Source organism: Pseudomonas sp. 102515 (assembly GCF_031085165.1).
In the GTDB taxonomy this organism is placed as follows: domain Bacteria; phylum Pseudomonadota; class Gammaproteobacteria; order Pseudomonadales; family Pseudomonadaceae; genus Chryseomonas.
In genome coordinates this window covers 341,018-364,022 of record NZ_JAVHTY010000003.1, presented here as the reverse complement: position 1 = coordinate 364,022, position 23,005 = coordinate 341,018, and the positions used below count along the sequence as shown (strand labels likewise).

Below are 23,005 nucleotides of genomic sequence, written 5' to 3'. Positions count from 1 at the left end.
GCGTGGTAAATGAGCAGTCCGACCGGGCTGGCGATCCAGGCTGTATTCAACGCAGGTTGGGCCAACGCGCAGCAGATCGTGGTTACGGGTGGTTCTCGATGAAGGGGGCGACGTTGTCCTTGGTGGTCAGGATCGCCTCCTGCAGCTGCTCCTTGGGCACCTGCTTGCCTTCCTTGAGCGCCACCGCCGATTCCAGGGCCATGCGTCCCATCTTGCGGGTCTGCTGGGTCATGGTGGCTGACAGGGTGCCGGCGGCCACGGCCTTGAGGCCGGCCACGTCGCCGTCGAAGCCGACGATGGTCACCGGATGGTCGAGGTTGGCGACCTTGACCGCCTGGGCAGCGCCCAGCGCCATGGCGTCGGCTCGCCCGAAGAAGACATTGATGTTGGGATCGCGCTGGAGCATGTCCTGGGCCACGGCGAAGCCCTTGTCCTGGGCCCACTCGGCAGGCTGCTGGGCGACCACCTTCAGCTCGGGAAAGGTGGCCAGGCCTTCGGAAAAGCCCTTGGCGCGATCGTTTTCCGGCGTGGTGCCGATCTGGCCCTGGAGGATGGCGACGCGGCCCTTGCCATTGGTGACCTTGCCGACGTATCCGGCCAGGGTGCGGGCGGCGGCGACGCTGTCGCTGGCGATGAAGGTGTCACCCGGAGCGTCGGGGGCGTTGCGGTCCACCGCCACCACCGGGATGCCGGCGGCCTTGGCCGCCTTGACCGGGACACCGGCGGCGGTGGCGCCGGCCGGGATGTAGATCAGGGCGTCGACCTGGCGGGTGATCAGGTCCTGGATCTGGTTGACCTGGGTCGCCGAGTTGCCCTGGGCGTCCACGGTGATCACCTTGATGCCCTTGGCCTTGCCTTCGGCCTCGACGGCCTGCTTGATCTGGTTGAAGAAGTCGGCCTGCAGGTTGGCCACGGCCAGGCCCACGGTGAGTTCCTTGGCCTGGGCATTGAGGGCGCCGGTGCAGGTCATGGCGGCGAACAGGGTACTGAGCAACAGCTTCTTGGGGGTCAGCATGGATGGCACTCCGTTGTTATTGTTGTACTGCGGTGACGAGACGAAGCAGATCTGACCTAGCGCTGCCCGTTACGGCGGCGCAGGGTGTCCAGGGTGACGGCCAGGGCGATGACGATGCCGATGATCACCTGCTGCACGAAGGGCGAGACCCCCAGCAGGTTCAGGCCGTTGCGCAGCACGCCGATGATCAGCACCCCTACCAGGGTGCCACCGACGCTGCCGACGCCGCCGCTGAGGCTGGCGCCGCCGATCACCACCGCGGCGATGGCATCCAGTTCCATGGACAGGCCGGCGCTGGGCTGGGACGAATCCAGGCGCGCCGCCATGGCCACCGCGGCCAGGCCTGCCAGGGCGCCGCTCAGGGCATAGATCCAGACAGTAATGGTGCGCACCTTGATGCCCGACAACCGCGCCACCTCGGCGCTGCCGCCCATGGCATAGAGGTTGCGGCCACCGGCGCGAAAGCGCAGGAAGACCCAGGCCACCAGCAGCATCAGCAGGAACAATCCGACGGTGACCGAGAGGAAGCCGAAGTGCCGCACCGTGGCCAGGTTGGTGAACCAGTCCGGGAAGCCGACGATCTGGCGGCCGTCGGTGAGGATGTTGGCGAGGCCCCGGGCCACCGACATCATGGTCAGGGTGGCGATGAAGGCGGGTAGCCGGGCCTGGGCGATGAGCAGTCCCGAGACCAGGCCGCAGACCAGGCCACCGAGGATGGCTGCGGGAATCGCCAGCCCCAGCGACCAGCCGAGGTCCTGGTAGAGCCAGCCGAGCAGCATCATGGCGAAGGCCAGCACCGAGCCCACCGACAGGTCGATGCCGCCGATGACGATGACCAGGGTCATGCCGATGGCCAGGATGCCGAGCACGGTCACCTGGTCGAGGATGTTGAGGGCGTTGCGCAGGGAGAAGAAGTACTCCGAGGCAAAGGAGAACACGGCGATCAGCAGCGCCAGGCCGATCAGCGGGCCGCCGACGTTGCGCGGCAGGCGCAGTGCCAGGCGGGCCAGGGGCTTGGCGGGTGGCGAGGCGGTCGGGGCTTTGGCGTCCACGAACTTCTCCTAGAAGTTATTGTTCTTGTGTCCGGCCCGCGTGAATATTTATGCGTGCCTGATTTTTAATTCAGACTCCGCCTGTTACGGATGGAAGTCAAGCGCCTTTTCATCGCCGCATGCCGAACGCGATGGCTTCGGCAATCCCGCATCCCGCCACGTATTCTATCCGCTCGCCACGTCGCCGACGGCCTTTCCTGGCTATTGACTGCCCTGCGGATTGGGGTCTAAATGATAAATATATTTTCAGTGACGAATAAATATTCATAAGACGCCCACTGAAACCTCGGCAGGCGTCTGCTCCATCGCAGCTTCGGATAACCCGAGGGGGTCGCCTGATGAATCCGTTCCAGTACGACGTCGCGCAGATTCGCGAAAAGGCCCGGCTGATCCGCCGGCGCGTCATCCAGCTCAATGCCGGCTCGCCCGCCGGCGGCCATACCGGGGCGGATCTGTCGGAGACCGACATCCTCGCCACCCTCTATTTCCGCCTGCTCGACGTCGCCCCGGAACGCCTCGCCGATCCCCGGCGCGACATCTACATCCAGAGCAAGGGCCATGGCGTCGGCGGCCTTTACTGCTGCCTGGCCGAGGCCGGCTATTTCCCGCCGGAATGGCTCAACACCTACCAGCATTTCGACTCCCACCTGCCGGGCCATCCGGTGCGGCAGAAGACCCCGGGCATCGAGCTCAACACCGGCGCCCTCGGCCATGGCTTGCCGGTCGCCACCGGGATCGCCCTGGCCGCGCAACGCGATGGCAGTCCGCGCCGCGTCTATGTGCTGACCGGTGACGGCGAACTGGGCGAGGGCTCCAACTGGGAGTCGGCGTTGACCGCCGCCAAGTATCGGCTGGACAACCTCACGGTGATCGTCGACCACAACCGCCTGCAACTGGCCGGTCCCACCGCGGAGATCCTGCCGCTGGAGCCCCTGGCCGAGAAATGGCGCGCCTTCGGCTTCCATGTGGTCGAGTGCGACGGCAACGACGTGGCCCAGCTGGTGGAGACCCTGGAAGCGCTGCGCGAACACCGCGGCCAGCCCCAGGTGCTGATCGCCAATACCGTCAAAGGCAAGGGGGTTTCCTTCATCGAAGGCAAACCCGAATGGCACCACCGCGTGCCCAAGGGCGACGAGATCGCCGCTGCACTGGAGGAACTCGACCATGGCCACTGATACCCAGACCCCGGGCGAAGCCCATCTCGCCAACGTCATGGTCGAGGCCTTCATCGCCGCGGTGGACGCTGGCGTCGACCTGGTGCCGGTGGTGAGCGATTCCACTTCCACGGCCAAGATCGGCCCCTTCGTCAAACGCTTCCCGGAGCGCCTGGTCAACGTCGGCATCGCCGAACAGACCCTGGTCGGGGTGGCCGCCGGCCTGGGCCTCGCCGGCAAGGTGGCGGTGACCTGCAACGCCGCGCCCTTCCTGATCTCCCGGGCCAACGAACAGGTCAAGGTGGACGTCTGCTACAACAGGTCCAACGTCAAGATGTTCGGCCTCAACGCCGGGGCCAGCTACGGTCCCCTGGCCAGCACTCACCACAGCCTCGACGACATCGCCGTGATGCGCGGCTTCGGTAACGTGGAAATCTATGCGCCGGCCGATGGCAGCGAGTGCCGGCAGATCGTCGAGCACGCCCTGGCCCATGACGGTCCGGTCTATATCCGCCTGGACGGCAAGGCGCTGCCCGATCTGCACGGCTCCGACTATCGCTTCGTCCCCGGTCAGGTCGACGTGCTGCGCCAGGGTCACGACGTCAGCCTGGTGGCCCTGGGCTCGGTGGTCCACGAGGCGGTGGACGCCGCGCGGTTGCTGGCCGAGCAGGGTATCAGCGCCCAGGTGATCAACCTGTCGTCGATCCGTCCGCTGCAGCGCGAGGCGTTGCTGGAAGCCCTCTGCGCCGCTCGCGGTGGGGTGGTCACGGTGGAGGAGCACAACGCCAACGGCGGGGTGGGCAGCCTGGTCGCCGAGGTCATGGCCGAGGCCGCGCTGGGCGTGCCGTTGATCCGCCTGGGCATCGCCGATGGCGAGTATGCCGCTGCCGGTGGCCGCGGTCCGACCCGCGCCAAGCACGGTATCGATGCCGCCGGTATCGTCGCCGCGGTGCAGCGCCTGCGCTGAGGCGCAGGCGCTGCCACGATAAGAACAACAGGAGCTGCCATGGCCGCCGAACCGCTGATCCTCGCCCTCGACGAGGGCACCACCAATGCCAAGGCGATCCTGGTGGATCGCGCCGGTCGGGTCGTAGCCCGCGGTTCCCGGCCGCTGACCGTCCAGCATCCGCAGGCGGGCTATGCCGAGCAGGATCCCCTGGCCATCTGGCAGGCCCTGCAGGGCGCCATCGGCGACTGCCTGGCCCAGACGGACGCACCCTTGGCGGCCATCGCCATCAGCAACCAGCGCGAATCCGCCCTGGCCTGGGAGCGCGGCAGCGGCCAGTTGCTCGGCCCCCTGGTGAGCTGGCAGTGCAAGAGATCCCAGCCGCAGTGCGAGGCCTTGCACACCGCCGGCCACGGCGAGCTGATCCGCGAGCGCAGCGGCCTGGCGCTGGACCCGATGTTTTCCGCCGGCAAATGGCGCTGGCTGCTCGACCAGATCCCCGACGGCACGGCGCGTGCCGCCGCCGGCGACATCTGCCTAGGGACCGTGGACAGCTGGCTACTCTGGCAACTCAGCGGCGGCACGAGCTTTCTCATCGACGCGGCCAACGCCGCCCGTACCCAGTTGCTCGACCTGCGCGGTGGCGAATGGGATGCGCAGCTGCTGGATCTGTTCGGCATTCCCCGGGCGGCGCTGCCGGAGGTTCGCTCCAGTGCCGGCTGCTTCGGCGAGACCCGTGCCCAGGGTCCGCTGCCGGCCGGTCTGCCGATCCTGGCGATGATCGGCGATTCCCATGCGGCCCTGTTCGGCCAGGGCGGTTTCGTCCCGGGCAAGGTCAAGGCCACCCTGGGCACCGGCTCGTCGCTGATGACGCCCATCGCCGAACCGGTGGTTTCCGCCCATGGCTTGGCCACTACCCTGGCCTGGCGCCTGGGGGATACTCCGACCTTTGCCTTGGAAGGCAACATCGTCCATACCGGCGCCGCCGTGGGCTGGACGGCGCGGCTGCTGGGTGGCTCCGGAGAGCTGGAGGCCCTGGCCGCGGAAGCCGCGGCGCTGCCGGACAACGGCGGCGTCTACTTCGTCCCGGCGCTGGGCGGCCTGGGTGCGCCGCACTGGCGGGCCGAGGCGCGCGGGCTGTTCTGTGGCCTCGCCGAGAACTGCGGCCGGGCGCACCTGATGCGCGCGGCTCTGGAGGCCATCGCCTACCAGATTCGCGACGTCTTCGACGCCATGCAGCAGGACAGTCCGACGCCCCTGGACGAACTCTGGGTGGATGGCGGCGCCACGCGCAACGAATGGCTGCTGCAATTCCAGGCCGATCTCCTGCAGCGCCCGGTGATCTGCAGCCTGTCGCCGGAGGTCTCGGCGCTGGGTGCCGCGCACCTGGCCGGCCATGCCCTGGGCTGGTGGCAGGACGCCGCGGCCCTGGCCGATCTCGAACGGCCACGTCGCCGCTACGAACCTCGCGCCAATGCCGTGCCCGAACTCTACGCCGGCTGGCGCCAGGCGCTAGAGCGGACGCTGCGGTAAGCCGGACCGTAGGTTGGGTTGAGACGGCTCCTTCGTCGAAGCCCGACAAGGCGGACTTGAACCGCCGCTGTTGGGCTTCGCTGCGCTCGACCCAACCTAGGGCGGCCCCGTGCCGCCTGGCTCAGGTCGGCAAGGTCATGAAGATCTGGGTGCCCTGACCGGGGCGGGAGACCACGCCGATGCGGCCACCGTGCTGGCGGATGATTTCCTTGCACAGGGCCAGGCCCAGGCCGGCGCCGCCCTTCTGGCTGCCGATCTGCACGAAGGGCTCGAACACCCGGCCTTGCTGGGCGTAGGCGATGCCTTCGCCATTGTCCTGCACCGCCATCAGCAGCTGCTCGTTCTGGCGCATGGCCTGGATGACGATACGGCCGCCCGCCGGGGTATGACGCAGGGCATTGCTCAGCAGGTTGTCGAACACCCGACCCAGTTGCTTGGGATCCAGGCTGACCCGTGGCAGCGGCGTATGCAGCAACTCGACGGCCAGCTCGACATCGCGCTCGCGGGCCTCGTCGGCATGGCGGGCGCGGGCTGCTTCCAGCAGGTCGCCGATCTCGCTCGGCAGCTTTTCCGGGCGCTGCAGGCCGCTCTGGTGACGGGAGTAGTCCAGCAGGTCGTTGATCAGCTGCACCAGTCGATGGGTTTCCTCGTCCACCGTCTGCAGCAGAAAGGCCTCGCGGGATTCCGGCGCCACCTTGAGACGCTCGCGCAGCAGACCGAAGGCCATGTGCATGCCGGTGACCGGGGTGCGCAATTCGTGGGAGGCGCGCAGGACGAACTCGTTGCGCACCCGGTCGAAGGCGCGCTGCTCGGTGACATCGCGCAGCACCATGAGCGCACCCACGCTGCGGCCATCGGCGTGGTTCACCGGGGTCAGACTCCAGGCCAGCAGCCGCACCTCGTCGTCGACACGGATCTCCAGGTCTTCGGGGGCGGCATCCAGGGCCCCACCGGCCAATACCCGCTGCACGCTCGCCTCGATCTCCGGCCGTTCCAGGGCGGCGATCAGGGATTCGCCCAGGTGGTTCTCGTTCCAGCCCAGCTGGCGGCAGGCCACCGGATTGGCGTGTTCGATGTTGCCCTGGGGATCGAGGATCACCAGGCCGTAGTCGATGCTGTCGAGCACCGCCTGCAGGCGCCGCTGCCCGGCCACCAGGGCCTCGACATTGGTCTGGCTGAGGCGGTGCAGGGCCTGGGCCATGTTGCCAAAGCGGCGGCTGAGCAGGGTGAATTCGGCGATCTGCGAGGTGGGCAGCTGGACGTCGAAATTGCCCTGGCTGATGCGCTCGGCGGCCTTGGCCAGGCCGTCGATGGGACCGGTGAAGCGCTTGGCGATGCCGTTTGCGGTCACCACCCCGGTGACCAGGATGGCCACGCCGATCAGCGCCAGGAGCATGGCGATGATCACCGCCCGATCATGGGCCTCGTCCTGCATGCGCTCCAGGGTCACCACATAGCTTTTCTGCAGGTCGTAGATGCGATGCCGCAAGGCGTCGAGGGTCTCCTGGAAACCCGGATCGGCGCGCAACTGGTTGTAACCGCCAGGCGGCGAACGCAGGTAATCGGCGAAGCGCTCGTAGCGCCGCTTGACGTCTTCCAGCACGGCCAGCTGCTCGGGCTTGTGCATCTCGCCCTGGACCAGCTGCAGGTTCTGCTCGAAGCGTTGCTGGGCGGCGACCAGGGATTGCGGATCCGGGGCGCCATCGAGCATCTGGAACAGGCTGTTGCTCAGTTCCTGGCGCATGTTCAGCGTCAGGTTGATGAAGTCCAGGTTGCTGCGGGTCTGGACGCTCTGCTCGCGGGCCAGGTGCAGGACGCTGACCAGTCCCACCAGCAGTCCGATGAGGGCCACGGCGATCAGCGCGGAAATGCTGAGGAAGAGGCGGGTGTGCAGCTTGATCGGCAGCTTCATAGCCCGTACTGCTTGCGTTTTCGATAGAGCGTGGAGGCATCGATGCCCAGGGTCTTGGCGGCTTGGTCGAGGGTCTCGCTGGTGGCCATCACCGCGGCGATGTGGGCCCGTTCCAGGGCTTCCAGGCTCAGGGCCTCGCCGACCCGCGGCGCGCTGGCGGCGCCGCTGGTGGCCGGGCTGTCACCCATGCCCAGGTGATTGACGTCCACCAGGTCCTGGCCACAGATGATGCTGGCCCGTTCGATGACGTTGCGCAGCTCGCGGACGTTGCCCGGCCAGCCATAGTTGCGCAGGGCTTCCAGGGCCGCCTCGCTGAAGCCGTGGGCAGGTCTGTTGTAGTCCTTGACGAAGCGGGCGAGGAAGCGCTCGGCGAGATCGACGATGTCCTCCTTGCGCTCGCGCAGCGGCGGCAGGTTGAGCACGATGACATTGAGGCGATAGAGCAGGTCTTCGCGGAATTCGTTTTCCGCCACCATCTGTTCCAGGTTGCGGTTGGTGGCGGCGAGGATGCGCACGTCGGCGCGCCGGGTGACCGGATCGCCGACGCGCTCGTATTCCTTGTCCTGGATGAAGCGCAACAGCTTGGGCTGCAGGGCCAGGGGGAAGTCACCGATCTCGTCGAGGAAGAGGGTACCGCCATCGGCCTGGCTGACCCGGCCGAGGGTGCTCTCGCTGGCCCCGGTGAAGGCGCCGCGGGTGTGGCCGAACATCTCGCTTTCCATCAGATCGGCGGACAGCGACGGGCAGTTGATCGTGACGAAGGTCTTCTTGGCGCGCCGACTCCAGGCGTGGATGGCCCGGGCCAGTTCGCCCTTGCCGGAGCCGGATTCACCGAGGATCAGCACGTTCGCATCGGTGGTGGCGACCTGCCGGGCGGTCTCCAGGATGCTCATCATCGTCGGACTGCGCGAGTCCAGGCCGGCGCTGGACTTGCGCACCTCGCCTTCGAGGGCTTCCAGGCGCGCCGAGAGCTGGCGGAATTCAAGCTGCTTGGCCGCGGCCATGCGCAACTGATCGGGGCTGCAGGGTTTCACCAGGTAGTCGGCGGCGCCGGCCTGCATGGCATCCACGGCGGTATCGATGGCCGAGTGGGCGGTGACGATCACCACCCGCATCCAGGGCGCCTGGATGCGCATTTGCTGCAGCACGTCCAGACCGTTGTCCGCGCCCAGGCGCAGATCGAGAAAGCAAAGATCGTAGACCTGCCGCAAGAGCAGGGCTTCGGCCTGGGCCGCGCTGTTGGCCGTGGCGACGCTGTAGCCGGCGTCTTCCAGACAGAAACGGAAGGTACGCAGGATGGCGGCTTCGTCGTCCACGAGCAGGATGCGACCGCTGGTTTGTTCCATGACGGGAGAACTCCGGGCCAAAGGGCCGAAACACACTAAAGGAGGGGGGTGGGAGTTAGTCCATGATACATCGTGCAAGTTGCAATCCGCAGGACCACTAGACGACTCGTCGAAGCCGCCGGGGGTATCGTGCAGATCGCAACCCAGAGGGTCAAACGAGGGAGAAAGGCGACTTTCTGCCCCAGGGACAGGGCGCTTATGGCCGCTTTCGCCGCTGCGCTCGGTGAGCAGACAGCCTGGCGGCGACGAATACCCCTCCGGCGATCATGCAAAACGCAATGCTTCAGACGTTGCACCTTGCAAGGTGCATGTGTGGCTGTCCCTGGTTGAAATAATAAGTACTTGTTTTTAAAAGGAAAAATAATTTTCGGAAAGCTGGCACGCAGTCTGCACTCTTCTTGGCAAGCCGGCCTTAGGGCCAACGGACTGCAGGAGAGACCCGATGATCAGCCAGACCCTTCGCAAGCACTTGGTAGGTACTGCGCTCTTCGCTTGCTTCGCCAGCGCCGTCGTCGCAGCCCCCCAGGGCCAGGACGTCAGCCGCGAACAGGCACTCATCGCGTCCACCCGCATTGCTGCCCAGGCCATGGTGCCTGCAGCCAAGCCGCTGGCAAGTCAAGGTCGTGGGGAACTCAAAGCCATCCCGGCACAGTCCAAGGGTGACCGGCTGGTGAAGCAGACCCGTTGGGTATTCTGAGGTCATGGCCATGATGTGGATGCTGCTGATGATCGTGTTGTTCGCTGCAGCGGCGGTCGTGAGCATCGGTATGTTGCTCAGTGCTTTGATGATGGGTCGTGCGCTCAATCAGACGCACAACCTCAACGGTCTGGATTTCGATCTGGACGCTGTGGAACCACGGATGGCGAGTCTGGATACCCAGGATTTCGCTAACAAAACCACTGCTCGCTGGACAGGTGCTGTCGTCCACTGAGTGCACTTGCAATACATAGGAGAAACACCATGCTGAGCTGGGCTATCACTTTCCTGATCATCGCGATCATCGCAGGCGTCCTGGGTTTCGGTGGCATCGCCGGTACCGCCACCAGTATCGCCAAGATCCTGTTCGTGCTGTTCCTGGTGCTGTTCGTGGTGTCGTTCTTCATGGGTCGTCGTCGTCCCTGACGGCAGATCTGTGAGCTGAACACGCTGCCGGTCGCGATGACCGGCAGCTGAGGCTCTGTCATCGGATTGCAGCTTTAAGCCGATTCAATGGACAACCTCGAAGCCGTCCCCTAACCCGGGACGCAATGGCCACATGGTCGGAACGCTCTGCAGCAAGGGAGGGTTCCAAGAGTACAGGGAGTACTTTCGCACTCGCGGCGGACTGGGCTGGTTACGACCACACCCCTGAATTCGACCGGTTTCGTCTCTCGCGAAACCCGCCGACGTCAGGGGTGTTGTTGTTTGGGAACAGAAAAAATCTGGCGTTTGGCAGGACTCAGCCCTGCCAGAAGGCATCCCACCAGGAGCGCTCGCCGCGGGCGTCTTCCAATACGACGGTGCAGGTGGTACCGGCTGCGAGCAGCAGCCCCTCCGGCAGCGGATCCAGAGCGATACGTACCGGTACCCGCTGGGCCAGGCGTACCCAGTTGAAGGTGGGATTCACGTCGGCGGTGAGTTCGCGACTCTGGGGATTGTCGCGGTCATAGATGCCGCGGGCGATGCTTTCCACATGGCCCTGTAGCGTCTGGCCGCTCATCAGCCGCATCTCGGCGACCGCCCCCACCCGTACATGGGGCAGCTTGGTCTCTTCGAAATAGCCATAGACCCAGAACGAATGGGCATCGATGACGGCCAGCTTGGGTGCGCCCGCAGCGGCGTAGTCGCCCTTGAACACCGAAAGGTTGGTCACGTAGCCATCGACCGGCGCCAGTACCCGGGTGCGCTTGAGGTTGAGGCGTGCCGATTCCAGCTGGGCCTGGGCCTGGCGCAGATCGGCCTCGGCGGCCAGGGCGGCGCTGCTGGCGTCTTCGCGGTTTTCGCGGGAAACCACCAGGCTGTCGATGTCGGCGCGGCGGCGCGCGTTCTGCTGGCGCATGGCCAGGGTGGCCTTGCGCGCGGCGACCGTGGCCTCGGCCTGGTGCACGGCGATCTCGTAGTGCTCGGGATCGATCTGCAGCAGCAGGTCGCCCTTGTTGACCCACTGGTTGTCGCGCACGGCGATCTCGGTCACCAGGCCCGCCACGTCGGGCGCGATGGTGATGACCTCGGCGCGTACCCGGCCATCGCGGGTCCAGGGGTCGTTCATGTAGTGCACCCAGAGCAGCCGCCCGAGGATCAGCGCCAGGCAGACCACCAGCAGGGTAAAGAGCACGCCGAAGAGTTTCTTGAGGATCATGGCAGGAGTCCTAGCGATAGACGCACAGCGCCAGGGCGCAGTAGAGGCAGATGAACAGGGCCAGGCGCAGCAGCGCCGGATGCCAGACGACGTGGTAGAGGCCGACCACGGCGAGCACCCGGTCCAGCGCCCAGGCGAGCAGGGCGGCGACCAAGAACAGCACCGTCACGGTAGGCAGGTAGAGGCCGTGGAAGGCGATTTCACGGGGCATGGGGGATCTCGTGATAGCGGGCCAGCGGCCCCTGGGGATCGAGCAGGGCGCTGCGGATGAAGTGCAGGTCGCTCTGCACTTGGCGCAGGGGCGACTCGTCATAGGGCAGTTCCGGCGGTTCGGTCACGGTCGCCACGGCAGCCAGGGCCGTGTCCACCGCCACCAATGCCCGCCGCAGATGCTCCGCGCCGGGCTTGAGGAAAAGGCGCACCAGGGCACGCCCGAGCACCCGAATGGCCTGGCGCCAGGCGCTGCCCTCGGCATAACGCGGGGCCGCGGGCAGGCGGGCCTGCAACTGGCGCAGTTCGATCACCGCATGGCCGATCTCCAGCACCGCGAAGGCCCAGCCGATCAGGCGACGCTGAGCCTCGCCGCGTCCGGCACTTACGCCATAGGCCTGGTTGAGCAGGTCGCGGGTCTGGCCTTCGAAGGCTGGCGCCAGGTGCGGCAATGGCGCGCTCACCGCCCGCACCAGCTGCTGGCGCAGGTCACGCTCCAGCCGGCGCCATAGCCAGGGGCTGTTGGGTGGCAGCAGCACCGCCGAAACCGCCGCGGTGATCACCATCGACAGGACCACGGCGATGCCGTTGTTGATGAAGGCGTAGGCGTCGTAGACCGGCGGATTGTCCGGGATCGAGGTGAAGCAGAAGAACACTAGGCAGCCCAGGCCATAGCCGATCCAGCCCGGGCGCAGGGAGATCCAGGTGCCCAGCATGAACACCGGTGCCAGGGTCAGCAGCAGCAGCGGCAGTCCGGTGATCCAGGGAAAGACGAAGAAAGTCAGGAAGAAGCCCAGCACCACGCCGCCGCTGGCGCCGACGGCCATCTGCAGCGCGGTGCGCTTGGGGTCCGGCGAGGCCGAGGCCAGGGCCGAGACGGCCGCGGCGTTGAGCGCCAGCATGCCGCCACTGGGATAGGCGCTGGCAATCCAGAAGGCGCCCAGCACCAGCACCAGAAAGGCGCTGCGAATGCCGGTGACCGCCGCACCCAGGGCATTGGCCTTGGCTACGAAGCGCGGCTTCCACTGCTCGCGGCTGTGCCGCGGCGCCGCCAGGGAGGCATGGGTCTGCAGATAGCCGTGCCATTCGCCGGTGAAGCGAAAGAGCAGTTCCACGGCGGTCTCGAAGTCGCGTCGGTCAGCTTCACTCAAGGGTGGCAGCTCGGCACGCAAGGCGCGGATGCGCGGTCGCAGACCCTGGTGCAGGGCTTCCAGCCGGGCGGCGGCAGCAGGCGCGGCGCTGTCGCTGAGGGACTGGCCACGCCACTGCTCGAACAGATCGAGCAGCGGTGCCCAGAGGCGTTCGAGGGCGGCCAGCGGCAGCTGGGCCTCGTGTTCGCGCAGCCGCATCAGCAGGCGACTCAGGGCGTGCAGGCGGGTGGTGAGTCCCATGAACTCGGCATTCAGGCGGGCCAGGCGCCCGCTGCGCATACGCATGTGCGGGTCTTCGAAGGCCGAGGCGCTGCGCAGGCTTTCCAGCCCCACCGCCTCGGCGGCCAGGCGTACTCCGGCAGCCTCCAGGGTGGCACGGTCGAGACGACCGCGCAGGACGTCGGCGGCCAATCCGGCGAAGCCCCCCATGCGCCGATAGAGGGTCGCGCGCATGGCCGTGGCGCTGGTCTGCGGAAAGACCGCCGCACTCACCGCGCCGCTGCAGAGTACGCCCAGGGTGATGGCCAGTACCCGCATCACCGCCGACATGAAGGCGGTATCGGCATTGAGCGCGGCGGGAATGCCGATCAGCGCGGCGGTGTAGCCGGCCAGCATGCAGGCATAGCTGCGAAAGTCCCGGTAGCGCGCCGAACCGGCCACGCAGAGGCCGATCCACAGCGCCAGGCAGATCAGGAAGGGCACCCGTTCCTGGGCGAACAGGGCGATCAGCACCAGCATCACCGCCAGTCCCAGCAGCGTGCCCATGACCCGGTAGAAGCTCTTGGCCAGGACCTGGCCGCTCTGCGGCTGCATGACGATGAACACGGTGATCACCGCCGAGCTGGGGTGCGGCAGTTGCAGGCGCATGGCCAGCCAGAGGGTCAGGCTGGCGGCGAGCAGCACCTTGGCCTGGTAGAGCCAGAGGCTGCCATCGCTGCGTGCCCAGGCGCCGAGGGCCTGGCGCAGCGGCGCGCCGATGGCGGTGCCGGCACTCATCGGGGGGCTCGCTCGACGGCGACGCGTGCCGGCACCAGATCGTGGTCGCCCGGGCCGCGTTCGAGGTCCGCACCGCCGCCGAGGGCGACCAGGGCAGCGGCCTGGGCGGCCAGGCGCAGGGCGTGGACCTGGGCGGTGACGCGTTGCTGGGCGAACAGCCGGGTCTGGGCGTCGAGCACGTGCAGGTAGTCGGTCAGGCCGCGACGGAAGGCCTCGCGGGCGATGTCGTAGGTGCGCTGGGCCTCCTGGCTGGCCTGGTCGGCGAGGGTGGCCTGCCTGGCCGCCGAGTCGGCCTTGATCAGGGCGTCGGAGATGTCCTTGAGGGCGTCCACCAGGGTCTGGTTGTAGGCGCTGACGGCCACGTCGTAGGCCGCCGACTCCGCGCCGAGGCGCCCGCGTAGGGCGCCGCCGTCGTAGATCGGCAAAGAAAAGGCGGGACCTATGAAGGAGCCAGTCTTGGCGTGGGTCAGCATCTCGCTGAGGCGACCCAGGGTCAGGAACTGGCCGACGTTGGCCACCAGGTCGATGTTGGGATAGAAGCTGGCGCGGGCGACGTCCACGCCCTTGGCCGCCGCGGCGATCTGCCAGCGGCGCGCCACCACGTCGGGGCGCTTGCCGACCAGTTCCAGTGGCAGGGCGCTGGGCAGGCGCGGTGCGGCGCCCAGGGTCAGGCGCGGGCGCTGCAGGCGGGCGCCGGCACCCGGGCCCTTGCCGGCCAGGGCGGCGAGCTGGTTGCGATCCAGCGCCAGGGTCTCGTCCAGGGCTTCCAGCTGGCGCTCGGTCTCGGGCAGCAGGGCGCGCGCCTGGCTGACCTCGAACTGGGTGCCGAGGCCGCCGTCCAGCTGGCGCTGGGCGAGGTCGGCCAGGTGCCGCTGCTGCTCCAGGGTGGCGGCGAGGATGTCGCGCTGATCGTGGTGCAGGGCGAAGCCGATGTAGCTGCGGACGATGTTGCCGGTCAGTTCCAGCTCGGCCGCGCGCACCTCGGCGGCGGCCTGGTGGGCCTGGTCCAGGGCTTGGGCGCTGGCGTCGCGTTCGCGGCCCCAGAAGTCCAGGGCATAGCTCAGGCCCAGCTCGGCATTGTTGTTCCAGGTGGTGCGATCGGCCAGCTCGCCCGGGCCATAGAAGCCGTCGGTGGGCCAGCTGTAGCGCTTGAAAGCGCCCTTGCCCTCGACCTGCAGGGCTTCGCGGGATGCCGCCAGGCCGGCCAGGGACTCGGCGCGGCGCACCCGGGCGGCGGCCGTGGCCAGACGCGGGTTGTCGGCCAGCGCGCCGCTGATCCAGGCATCCAGCTGGGGATCGCCATAGGCGCGCCACCATTGACGCTCCGGCCAGGCGGCCTGGCTGGCGGCGGCCTGGATGGCACCGTCGGTGGCCAGCGCCTGGTCGTCGAGGCGCTGCGCCTGGGGCGCGTTGTGACCGGTACCGATACAGCCGGCCAGCAGGGTCGCGAGGGCGACCACCGTGAGCGCGGGCCAGGCTCTGCTAGAGGAAGGCGACACGTGGGGGGTCCGTTGGCAACAGGGCCATACCTGCGTCTGGCATGAGACGGCGCAGCGAGGTCGGCGAGATGAGCTGGAACTGAAGAGGACGCCCGTAGGAGACGCCCGTGAACCGAGCGGTCAGCGGACGTTACCATTAGGCTGCTAACGATTCTATAAAATTCCGAGGTGGTCGATTAGCGCGCCAACCCGCGAATCTTTGTTTCACATACTGAAATAATATGGAGAATGACGCTTTTCCCGACTGTCGAGGCGGCATGGACACCCTGCACAACATGCGCGTTTTCGTCGCCGTGGTGGAAAGCGGCAGCTTCACCGGCGCGGCCCAGACGCTGCAGACCACCACGGCCCACGTCTCCCGGGCGGTGGCCCATCTGGAAACCCATCTGCGCACCCGCCTGCTGCACCGCACGACGAGACGCATCGCCCTGACCGAAGCCGGCCAGCGCTACCTGGCGCGCTGCGAGCAGATCCTCGCCTATGTCGAGGAGGCCGAAGCCGAGGCCGGACACGCCCAGGCGCGGCCCGAAGGACGACTGCGGGTGCACAGCATGACCGGCATCGGTCAGCACTACGTAATCCGTGCCATCGCCGGCTATCGCGCCCTGTACCCTGAGGTGCGCTTCGACCTGACCATGGCCAACCGCATCCCCGATCTGCTCGAGGAGGGCTTCGACCTGGCCATCGTGGTCGCGGCCGAGCTACCCGATTCCGGCTTCGTCTCCCAGCAGATCGGCCACACCTACAGCATCCTCTGCGCCTCGCCCGCCTACTTGCAGGAGCACGGCCAGCCGCAGACGCCGGCGGAACTGGCCAACCACGCCTGCCTGAGATTCATCAGCCCGGTGGTGTCCTTCGACCGCTGGCAGTTCGACGGGCCCAACGGCCCGGAAACCTATCGCATCGGCGAGACCCCCTTCCAGGTCAACGTCGGCGACGCCATGACCGAGGCCCTGCGCCAGGGGCTCGGCATCGGCGTGCTGCCGCTCTATTCGGCGGTGGACGGCCTGCGCGACGGCAGCCTGGTGCGGGTGCTGCCGGCCTATCGCCTGCAGCGCCTCAACGTCTATGCCCTCTATGCCTCGCGGCAGTACCTGGATGCCAAGATCCGCACCTGGGTGGCCTATCTGCGCGAACAGATCCCTGGGGCGCTGGAGGCGGACGAGGCCTTCGTGCGGGCCGTCAGCGAAGTCGTCGGACAATCGCATTGAGATCGGCGGGGCGCTTGGACTAAGCTCGGGGGAGACCGGGCTGCACGCCGGGTCATAGTTAGTAAGCTATTGAAATATCGCCCGGTATCGCGGTCCTGAGGGCGACAGGACGGCTGCTCGACGGCACGCTCCGCTGTCGTCGAGGTCCATGTCCCGAGTCGGTGGTCATGCCGACGGACCGCCGTGCAGGGCGGCCGGATCATGCAGGCGGTCAGGGACCGCCGTCAGAGTGTGTTCAACGTCTCGCGAGCTAGAGACAAACAAGGCGAAAGTGCCTGAGGAAGCGGAGTTTACAAAGGGTAAATGAGCATTCCGAAGGCATTTTCAACGACGTTTGGCCGACGCGCAGCAGGCTTTGAACAGACTCAAAGCGCCACGGGAGTCCAATGAGCGCCCAAGCAGGACCCACTCTGAGATTCGCCGACCAGCCGCTCAAGGGCATCGCCCTGATCTGCTTCGCGGTCTGGCTGTTCGCCTCCCACGATGCCCTCTCCAAGTACCTGTCCGGCTTCTATCCGGTGGTCATGGTGGTCTGGGCCCGCTACCTCTCCCATACCCTGCTGATGATGGGCATCTTCATCCCGCGCTCGGGGCTGGCGGTGATCCGCACCAAGCGGCCGGGGCTGCAGGTACTCAGGGCGCTGTGCCTGATCGGCTGCAGCCTGTTCTTCACCACCGGGCTGCGCTATCTGCCGATGGCCGAGGCCACCGCGGTCAACTTTCTCGCCCCGCTGATGGTGACGGCACTGTCGGTGCCGCTGCTCAAGGAAACCGTGACTCGCAGCCAGTGGGCGGCGGTGCTGGCCGGCTTCATCGGGGTGCTGATCATCGTGCGGCCGGGTGGCCAGCTGTTCACCCCGGCGGTGCTGCTGCCGGTCTGCTCGGCGGTGTGCTTCGGGCTCTACCAGCTGCTGACGCGCCTGCTCAGCGGCATCGACAGCCCCACCACCAGCAACTTCCTCACCGGCATCATCAACACCCTGGTGCTGAGCAGCGTGGTGCCCTTCTTCTGGGAAATCCCGACCCTGACCCATGGCTTCATGCTGGCGCTGCTCGGCCTCTTCGGCATGTCCGGCCACCTGCTGCTGACCCAGGCCTTCCGCTATGCGCCGCCGGCGCTGCTGGCGCCCTTCAGCTACGGCCAGATCGTCACCGCCGGCATCATCGGCTATCTCGTCTTCGGCCATGTGCCGGACAGCGGCGCGCTGATCGGCATCCTCGTCATCTGCGCCAGCGGCCTGGCGGTGGCCTGGCAGCAGAGCCGCAAGGCGTCCAGGGCCAAGAAGGCCCGGGCGGTGCCGGCGGCGCAACCCGAGGCGCTACCGGAGGAGGTGGCCGACGCCGCCGCGGGCGCTCCGGCTCAGCGCAGTCCGTAATCGGCGATGATCCCGATGAGGATCGCCAGACCCGCCCAGTGGTTGTGCAGGAAGGCCTTGAAGCACACCAGCGGGTCACGGTCGCGGGTGACGTGGAATTCCCAGGCGAAGCAGCCAGCCGCCACCGCCAGGCCCAGGTAGAAGGGCAGGCCCAGGCCGAAGCGACCGCCGGCCAGCGCCAGGCAGAACAGGGTCAGGCCCTGCAGGGTGGCAATGATCACCCGGTCGGCATCGCCGAACAGGATGGCAGTGGATTTCACCCCGATCTTGAGATCGTCTTCGCGGTCGGCCATGGCGTAGTAGGTGTCGTAGCCCACCGTCCAGATCACGTTGGCGACGAACAGCAGCCAGGCCGCGGCCGGCAGTTCGCCGGTCTCGGCGGTGAAGGCCATGGGCATGCCCCAGGAAAAGGCCGCGCCCAGCACCGCCTGGGGGTAGTAGGTGTATCTCTTCATGAAGGGATAGAGCGCGGCCACGCCGAGGGCGCCAAAGGACAGCCAGACGGTGGTGGCATTGGTGCAGAGCACCAGGCCGAAGCTGAGCAGCACCAGCACGGCGAAGAACAGCAGGGCTTCCTTGGGCGAGATGCGCCCGGTGGCCAGGGGGCGATTCCTGGTGCGGGCGACGTGGCCGTCGAAGTTGCGGTCGGCGAAGTCGTTGATCACGCAGCCGGCCGATCTCATCAGCACCACGCCGAGCACGAAGATCACCAGATTCTTCAGGCTCGGCACGCCCTCGGCGGCGATCCACAGCGCCCAGAGCGTGGGCCAGAGCAGCAGATAGATGCCGATGGGCCGGTCCAGCCGGGTCAGCTGGACGAAGTCGCGGATGCGCTCGCGGCGGGGGCGCGTGGCGATCACCCGGGCGCTGGGCTCGGGGCCGCGGGGCGCGGCAGGACGGCGATCACGGGGGCGGGAAGCGTTCTTTTTCATCGGACGGCTGCGTGGCGAAGGGCCTCGCGATTATAGGGGCCCTGTCGCGTCGCCGCTGCCGTCCTGATGATTCGACTCGCCTTCGCGCCGGGCGTGGGGCCAGAAGGCCGGTAGAAAGACCTCGCCCACCAGGATCGCCAGGGGACCGCGCCGGAACACCGAGCGCCGGGCCCAGCAGGGCGCGGTTGCCGGCCCTGCGGGCAGCCAGGCCAGCGGATAGCGGCAGGCTTCCAGCGGCCCACGGACAAAGGCCGGCGCCTGGAACAGCCAGTGGCCGAGCGGGCGCTCGCCCAGCGCCGCCAGGTCGAAATCCGCCGCTTCCAGAGCCTCGCGCGCCGCCACGCTGCGGGCGAAGACCCAGGCCTCGCCGCCACCGCGCAGCCAGACCTCGCGCACCCAGCCGGGGCTGGCCGGTGGTACCTCAAGCGCCTGGCACTCGTCCGGGCGCAGCGCTTGCCAGCCCTCGGCGATCACCTCGACGGCGAAGCGCCCCTCGCTGAGGGCGGTCAGGCGTTCGGTGAGGGAGCCGCGGTCCGCATAGAGCCAGCCGAGCGGCGCCTCGGCGCAGTCCGGCTCAACGCTGGCCGCCGCGCGGGTCCGCCAGCGCGGTGCGCCGTCACAGGCCCCAGACATTGCCCAGGGTGCTCAGCAGGGAGGGCTGGGTGCCTTGCTTGCCGAGATAGCCGAGGATCACCTGGGCGAACTGGCTGGTCATGCCACTGTTCATGCCCAGGGCGTTGAAGGTCTTGTCGACGTCCTGACGGCTGTCGACATTGCCCAGCAGGCTGCCCAGCGGACTCTGCTTGGCGTCCTGACCGCCGCCACCGAGCAGGCTGCCCAGGCCGCCCAGTTGCGCGAGGCCGCCGGTGGCGTTGGCACCGGTCAACTGGTCCAGCCCTGGCACGGCCTTGGCCAGCTGGCGATAGTCGTTGCCCACCAGCTGGCTCTTGGCCAGGCCGAGCAGGGCACCGGTACCACCCACCGCCTGTTGCGGAGTGACGTTGAGCTGGCTGGTCAGCGCCTGTAGCAGGCCCTGGGCCTGGGGCGTGGCCGCGGCGGCGGCGGTGGCCTTGGCGTTGTTGTTGCCGTTGGCGCTGTTGTAGGCGTTGACGGCGTCGTTGAGGTTGAAGGCGAACACGGGGCTGGCGGCGAGCACCAGCGGCAGGGCGAGAACGGACAGACGCATGGGCGGACTCCAGCGGGTTGCGTGAAAGGTCAGAGGATAACCCGACAGCGATGACCACAGACTGAACGGCGTCCCTGCAGGGAGCGGACGCTGCGGTTATCATCGCCGTTTTGCCGGGAGAACCGAGATGCTCAACGGGTTGTGGCTGGGCTTCTTCATCGTTGCCGGGATCAGCGCCTTCGGCCAGTGGCTGGTAGCCGGCAACGCCGGGGTCTTCGCCGCCATGGTGGAGAGCCTGTTCGCCATGGCCAGGCTGTCGGTGGAGGTCATGGTGCTGCTGTTCGGCACCCTGACCCTCTGGCTCGGCATCCTGCGCATCGCCGAGAAGGCCGGGCTGGTGGACGCCCTGGCGCGACTGCTCGGGCCGCTGTTCGCCCGGCTGATGCCCGAGGTGCCACGCGGTCATCCGGCGCTGGGGCTGATCACCCTCAACTTCGCCGCCAACGGCCTGGGCCTGGACAACGCCGCCACGCCCATCGGCCTCAAGGCCATGCGCGCCCTGCAGGAACTCAACCCCAGCAGCACCACGGCGAGCAATGCGCAGATCCTCTTCCTGGTGCTCAACGCCTCCTCGCTGACGCTGCTGCCGGTGACGGTGTTCATGTACCGCGCCCAGCAGGGCGCCCCCGATCCGACCCTGGTGTTCCTGCCGATCCTGCTGGCCCACACCTGCGCCAACCTGGTGGGGCTGTTCTCGGTGGCCTTCATGCAGCGGCTGAAACTCTGGGACCCGGTGGTGCTGGCCTGGATCGGCGGGGGCGCCCTGGCCTTCGGCGCCTTCGTCGCCTTTCTCTTCACCCTGACCGCCACGGCGCTGGCCGGGCTGTCGTCGCTGCTCGGCAACCTGACCCTGTTCGGTATCATCCTGGCGTTCATGATCCTCGGCGCCCTGCGCAAGGTGCCGGTCTACGAAGCCTTCGTCGAAGGCGCCAAGGAAGGCTTCGACGTCGCCAAGTCGCTGTTGCCCTACCTGGTGGCCATGCTCTGCGCGGTCGGCGTGCTGCGCGCTTCGGGCGCCCTGGAGGCCATTCTCGAAGGCATCCGCCATGCGGTGACCTTCTTCGGCTGGGACACCCGCTTCGTCGAAGCGCTGCCCACCGCCCTGGTCAAGCCCTTCTCCGGCAGCGCCGCCCGCGCCCTGCTGATCGAGACCATGCAGACCCACGGCGTGGACAGCTTTCCGGCGCTGGTGGCGGCGACCATCCAGGGCAGTACCGAGACCACCTTCTACGTGCTGGCGGTGTACTTCGGCGCGGTAGGTATCCAGCGCGCCCGCCATGCGGTGGGTTGCGCCCTGCTGGCGGAATTCACCGGGGTCACGGCGTCGATCCTGATCTGCTACTGGTTCTTTGGCTGAGCCTTGGGTTCCAGGTCGACCATCCAGTCGTCCTGCACCATGCGCCGCTGGCGGCGCGTGGTCAGTTGCTGGGTCTGCCAGTCCTCGGCGATCAGCGCACAGTAGTGGCCGTCGTGCTGGCCCAGGCGAAAGCGCCGGCGTACTCCGATGGGATCGTGATCCGAGCCATAGAAGGCTACCGCGCGGATCTCCAGGCCCTCGAACACCCAGCCCTCGGGCGGCCGATGGTTTTCCAGGGTCAGGCCGTTGTACTCGGCGGCACGGCGGATCAGGCCCTGGAAGGTACCGATATGGGTGAAGTCACCGGTGTTGAGCGGACCCTGGTGGGTCGCCTCGCCCAGCACCAGATCAGGGTCGAAGTCATCCTGGCCGCTCTCGCGGATGTCGGTGACATCGGTGTAGAGCGTCTCGCGATTGGTCTTGAGGATCACCGTGAGCTGGTTGATGAACACCGGCTCGGCGCTCATGTTGGACAGCAGGCAGAGGGCGCCCACGCCCTTGCCGGCGCCGCGGTTGATGATCAGCCGCGGCTGGCGCTGGCGCTTGTAGTTGTTGAGCAGGAGCTGCGCATAGAGCACCCAGACGCCCAAGGTGCAGCACTGGGCAAAGAGCGTGAGGACTTGGGAATTGTCTTTCAACCACTGGAACATGGGGGCACTTCACTGGAAGGATTGAGCATCGGAAATACCGTTCGGGTTCCAGGTTCCACCGCTTCGCTGGCCAAAGGGCAGCGCTGAGAACATCGCCACAGCTCGGGCGTCCAAGCCTGAGCGGTCATCACGCCAAGGAAAAATCGCCATGCTGCGTCTATCGCTACTTTGCTGCACCGCCCTGCTGAGCACCGCCGTGCTGGCCGAACCCCTGTCCTGCGACCAGCTCAAGGCCGACATCGAGGTCAAGATCCAGTCGGCCGGGGTGACCGCCTATACCCTCGAAGCGGTCCCCAATGCCGAGGTGCGCGATCCCAACATGGTGGTGGGCAGCTGCGCCAACGGGACCTACAAGATCCTCTATCAGCGCAACGACTGACCCTGCCTCAGGGGACAGACCGTTCATCCGCTGGATACTTGTACAGTTTCGCTTGGCTTAGTACTGTTTGCGCATACAGTATTTAGCCAAGAGGGTAATGCCATGTCGCCGTTCGCCCGGATTCGCCAAGCTCTGTCCCTTGCCCAGCCCGCGCCGCGCTGGATGGAACGCGAGGATTTCCTGCGTATGAGTCGCCAGCTGCGTGAGCAGAAGAGTCGCCCGCTGGCGGTCCGTACCCAGGACCGCAGCCAGGACGGCTGGCTCAGCGTGCCCGCCTAGCGGTCCGTCTGCTGGCCGCTTTGCCAGCCGCGGGTCAGAAGGGCGAGCAGATGCCTCGCTCGGAACTCACCAGTTCGCGCGGGCCGTCGTAGAGGGTGATCTCGCCCTGGCCGAAGGTGTTCTCGGCCTCCAGGCGATAGCGCCGACCGGCCTGGAAGTCCGCGTAGTCCAGCTCCAGATAGCACTGGATCTGCAGCGGTTCCCGCCAGCCGAATCGCGAACCGAAGCCACCGCCGCCATAGAGTTCGTAGCGATAGCTCACCTTGAGGCTGTGGCTACCGGGGGTGAGCTGGAAGTAGCGACCGTCGTCGAGACGCCTGCCGTCCTGGGACTCGGCCAGCAGCGAAGCGCTCACCGCGGGTTCGCGCAGCACCAGGTCGACCCAGGCCTGGTGGGGATCTTTGGGGGGCAGCGGCGTGGTGCAGCCGCTTAGCAGTAGCAGCAGAGGGAGCAGCAGGCGCAGACGCATGGGCGGCGACTCG

Annotated in this window: 24 protein-coding genes; 11 read left to right on the top strand and 13 right to left on the bottom strand. The window is 67.3% G+C overall.

Annotated features, from left to right (window positions below; all coding sequences use genetic code 11):
* Positions 1–82 precede the first annotated feature (82 nt).
* Complete coding sequence (locus RCF34_RS13050) at positions 83–1,015, bottom strand: sugar ABC transporter substrate-binding protein (RefSeq protein ID WP_308708553.1); 933 nt, start codon at positions 1,013–1,015, stop codon at positions 83–85.
* A 56-nt stretch (positions 1,016–1,071) separates the two neighbouring features.
* Positions 1,072–2,067 carry an ABC transporter permease gene (locus tag RCF34_RS13045; protein ID WP_374941184.1) on the bottom strand — a complete coding sequence of 332 codons (996 nt, stop codon included), beginning with the start codon at positions 2,065–2,067 and terminating at the stop codon, positions 1,072–1,074.
* Between the two features lie 338 nt (positions 2,068–2,405).
* Here RCF34_RS13045 and RCF34_RS13040 point away from each other — a divergent pair, with 338 nt between their 5' ends.
* Genes RCF34_RS13040 through RCF34_RS13030 form a run of 3 tightly spaced genes read left to right on the top strand, consistent with a single transcriptional unit; the run spans position 2,406 to position 5,700 of the window.
* Positions 2,406–3,242 carry a transketolase gene (locus RCF34_RS13040; RefSeq protein WP_308708552.1) on the top strand — a complete coding sequence of 279 codons (837 nt, stop codon included), beginning with the start codon at positions 2,406–2,408 and terminating at the stop codon, positions 3,240–3,242.
* Positions 3,232–4,188, top strand: coding sequence for a transketolase C-terminal domain-containing protein (locus tag RCF34_RS13035; protein ID WP_308708551.1), 957 nt, complete (start codon positions 3,232–3,234; stop codon positions 4,186–4,188). The genes RCF34_RS13040 and RCF34_RS13035 overlap by 11 nt, the downstream gene beginning before the upstream one ends.
* Positions 4,189–4,227: 39 nt before the next feature.
* On the top strand, positions 4,228–5,700 hold the full coding sequence (locus RCF34_RS13030) for an FGGY-family carbohydrate kinase (RefSeq protein WP_308708550.1): 1,473 nt from the start codon (positions 4,228–4,230) through the stop codon (positions 5,698–5,700).
* Between the two features lie 121 nt (positions 5,701–5,821).
* Here RCF34_RS13030 and RCF34_RS13025 read toward each other — a convergent pair whose 3' ends face one another.
* Positions 5,822–7,612, bottom strand: a complete 1,791-nt coding sequence (locus RCF34_RS13025) for an ATP-binding protein (protein WP_308708549.1) — start codon at positions 7,610–7,612, stop codon at positions 5,822–5,824.
* A complete protein-coding gene (gene algB / locus RCF34_RS13020; RefSeq protein ID WP_308708548.1) occupies positions 7,609–8,958 on the bottom strand; it encodes a sigma-54-dependent response regulator transcription factor AlgB in 1,350 nt (449 codons plus the stop codon). Before algB ends, RCF34_RS13025 begins: the two co-directional genes overlap by 4 nt.
* Before the next feature lie 442 nt (positions 8,959–9,400).
* On the opposite strand from algB, the gene RCF34_RS13015 reads away from it, so the two are divergent.
* From RCF34_RS13015 to RCF34_RS13005, 3 genes are read left to right on the top strand one after another with little or no spacing between them, the layout of a single operon-like run.
* Positions 9,401–9,655, top strand: coding sequence for a hypothetical protein (locus RCF34_RS13015; RefSeq protein ID WP_308708547.1), 255 nt, complete (start codon positions 9,401–9,403; stop codon positions 9,653–9,655).
* 10 nt (positions 9,656–9,665) lie between these two features.
* Complete coding sequence (locus RCF34_RS13010) at positions 9,666–9,890, top strand: hypothetical protein (RefSeq protein ID WP_308708546.1); 225 nt, start codon at positions 9,666–9,668, stop codon at positions 9,888–9,890.
* 29 nt (positions 9,891–9,919) lie between these two features.
* Positions 9,920–10,081 (top strand): DUF1328 domain-containing protein, encoded by a 162-nt coding sequence (locus RCF34_RS13005; protein WP_007160206.1) that lies wholly within the window; start codon positions 9,920–9,922, stop codon positions 10,079–10,081.
* A gap of 316 nt (positions 10,082–10,397) precedes the next feature.
* Here RCF34_RS13005 and RCF34_RS13000 read toward each other — a convergent pair whose 3' ends face one another.
* The 4 genes from RCF34_RS13000 to RCF34_RS12985 are packed head-to-tail and all read right to left on the bottom strand — an operon-like array spanning position 10,398 to position 15,153.
* A complete protein-coding gene (locus RCF34_RS13000; protein WP_308708545.1) occupies positions 10,398–11,297 on the bottom strand; it encodes an HlyD family secretion protein in 900 nt (299 codons plus the stop codon).
* A 10-nt stretch (positions 11,298–11,307) separates the two neighbouring features.
* On the bottom strand, positions 11,308–11,508 hold the full coding sequence (locus RCF34_RS12995) for a DUF1656 domain-containing protein (RefSeq protein ID WP_308708544.1): 201 nt from the start codon (positions 11,506–11,508) through the stop codon (positions 11,308–11,310).
* A complete protein-coding gene (locus tag RCF34_RS12990; protein ID WP_308708543.1) occupies positions 11,498–13,654 on the bottom strand; it encodes an FUSC family protein in 2,157 nt (718 codons plus the stop codon). Before RCF34_RS12990 ends, RCF34_RS12995 begins: the two co-directional genes overlap by 11 nt.
* Positions 13,651–15,153: an efflux transporter outer membrane subunit gene (locus tag RCF34_RS12985; RefSeq protein WP_308708542.1), complete on the bottom strand. Its 1,503-nt coding sequence runs from the start codon at positions 15,151–15,153 to the stop codon at positions 13,651–13,653. The genes RCF34_RS12990 and RCF34_RS12985 overlap by 4 nt, the downstream gene beginning before the upstream one ends.
* A gap of 257 nt (positions 15,154–15,410) precedes the next feature.
* On the opposite strand from RCF34_RS12985, the gene RCF34_RS12980 reads away from it, so the two are divergent.
* Both RCF34_RS12980 and RCF34_RS12975 read left to right on the top strand, forming a co-directional pair.
* Positions 15,411–16,364, top strand: coding sequence for a LysR family transcriptional regulator (locus RCF34_RS12980; RefSeq protein WP_308708541.1), 954 nt, complete (start codon positions 15,411–15,413; stop codon positions 16,362–16,364).
* A gap of 386 nt (positions 16,365–16,750) precedes the next feature.
* Positions 16,751–17,740, top strand: coding sequence for a DMT family transporter (locus RCF34_RS12975; protein WP_308708540.1), 990 nt, complete (start codon positions 16,751–16,753; stop codon positions 17,738–17,740).
* Here RCF34_RS12975 and ubiA read toward each other — a convergent pair.
* The 3 genes from ubiA to RCF34_RS12960 are packed head-to-tail and all read right to left on the bottom strand — an operon-like array spanning position 17,725 to position 19,858.
* Entirely contained in the window at positions 17,725–18,672 is a 948-nt protein-coding gene (gene ubiA / locus RCF34_RS12970; RefSeq protein ID WP_308708539.1) for a 4-hydroxybenzoate octaprenyltransferase, read from the bottom strand. The genes RCF34_RS12975 and ubiA overlap by 16 nt on opposite strands.
* 30 nt (positions 18,673–18,702) lie before the next feature.
* Positions 18,703–19,305, bottom strand: coding sequence for a chorismate lyase (locus RCF34_RS12965; protein WP_308708538.1), 603 nt, complete (start codon positions 19,303–19,305; stop codon positions 18,703–18,705).
* A complete protein-coding gene (locus RCF34_RS12960) occupies positions 19,289–19,858 on the bottom strand; it encodes a DUF2780 domain-containing protein (RefSeq protein ID WP_308708537.1) in 570 nt (189 codons plus the stop codon). The genes RCF34_RS12965 and RCF34_RS12960 overlap by 17 nt, the downstream gene beginning before the upstream one ends.
* A gap of 127 nt (positions 19,859–19,985) precedes the next feature.
* Between RCF34_RS12960 and RCF34_RS12955 the strand changes: the two genes are divergently transcribed.
* Positions 19,986–21,215, top strand: coding sequence for a nucleoside recognition domain-containing protein (locus RCF34_RS12955; protein WP_308708536.1), 1,230 nt, complete (start codon positions 19,986–19,988; stop codon positions 21,213–21,215).
* Here the strand turns inward: RCF34_RS12955 and RCF34_RS12950 are convergent.
* Complete coding sequence (locus tag RCF34_RS12950) at positions 21,197–21,865, bottom strand: hypothetical protein (RefSeq protein ID WP_308708535.1); 669 nt, start codon at positions 21,863–21,865, stop codon at positions 21,197–21,199. The genes RCF34_RS12955 and RCF34_RS12950 overlap by 19 nt on opposite strands.
* Positions 21,866–22,013: 148 nt before the next feature.
* On the opposite strand from RCF34_RS12950, the gene RCF34_RS12945 reads away from it, so the two are divergent.
* Positions 22,014–22,244, top strand: coding sequence for a DUF1161 domain-containing protein (locus tag RCF34_RS12945; protein ID WP_007160218.1), 231 nt, complete (start codon positions 22,014–22,016; stop codon positions 22,242–22,244).
* 102 nt (positions 22,245–22,346) lie between these two features.
* Entirely contained in the window at positions 22,347–22,523 is a 177-nt protein-coding gene (locus tag RCF34_RS12940) for a hypothetical protein (RefSeq protein ID WP_308708534.1), read from the top strand.
* A gap of 34 nt (positions 22,524–22,557) precedes the next feature.
* Here the strand turns inward: RCF34_RS12940 and RCF34_RS12935 are convergent, their stop codons facing one another.
* Positions 22,558–22,992 (bottom strand): hypothetical protein, encoded by a 435-nt coding sequence (locus RCF34_RS12935; RefSeq protein ID WP_308708533.1) that lies wholly within the window; start codon positions 22,990–22,992, stop codon positions 22,558–22,560.
* Positions 22,993–23,005: the final 13 nt, after the last annotated feature.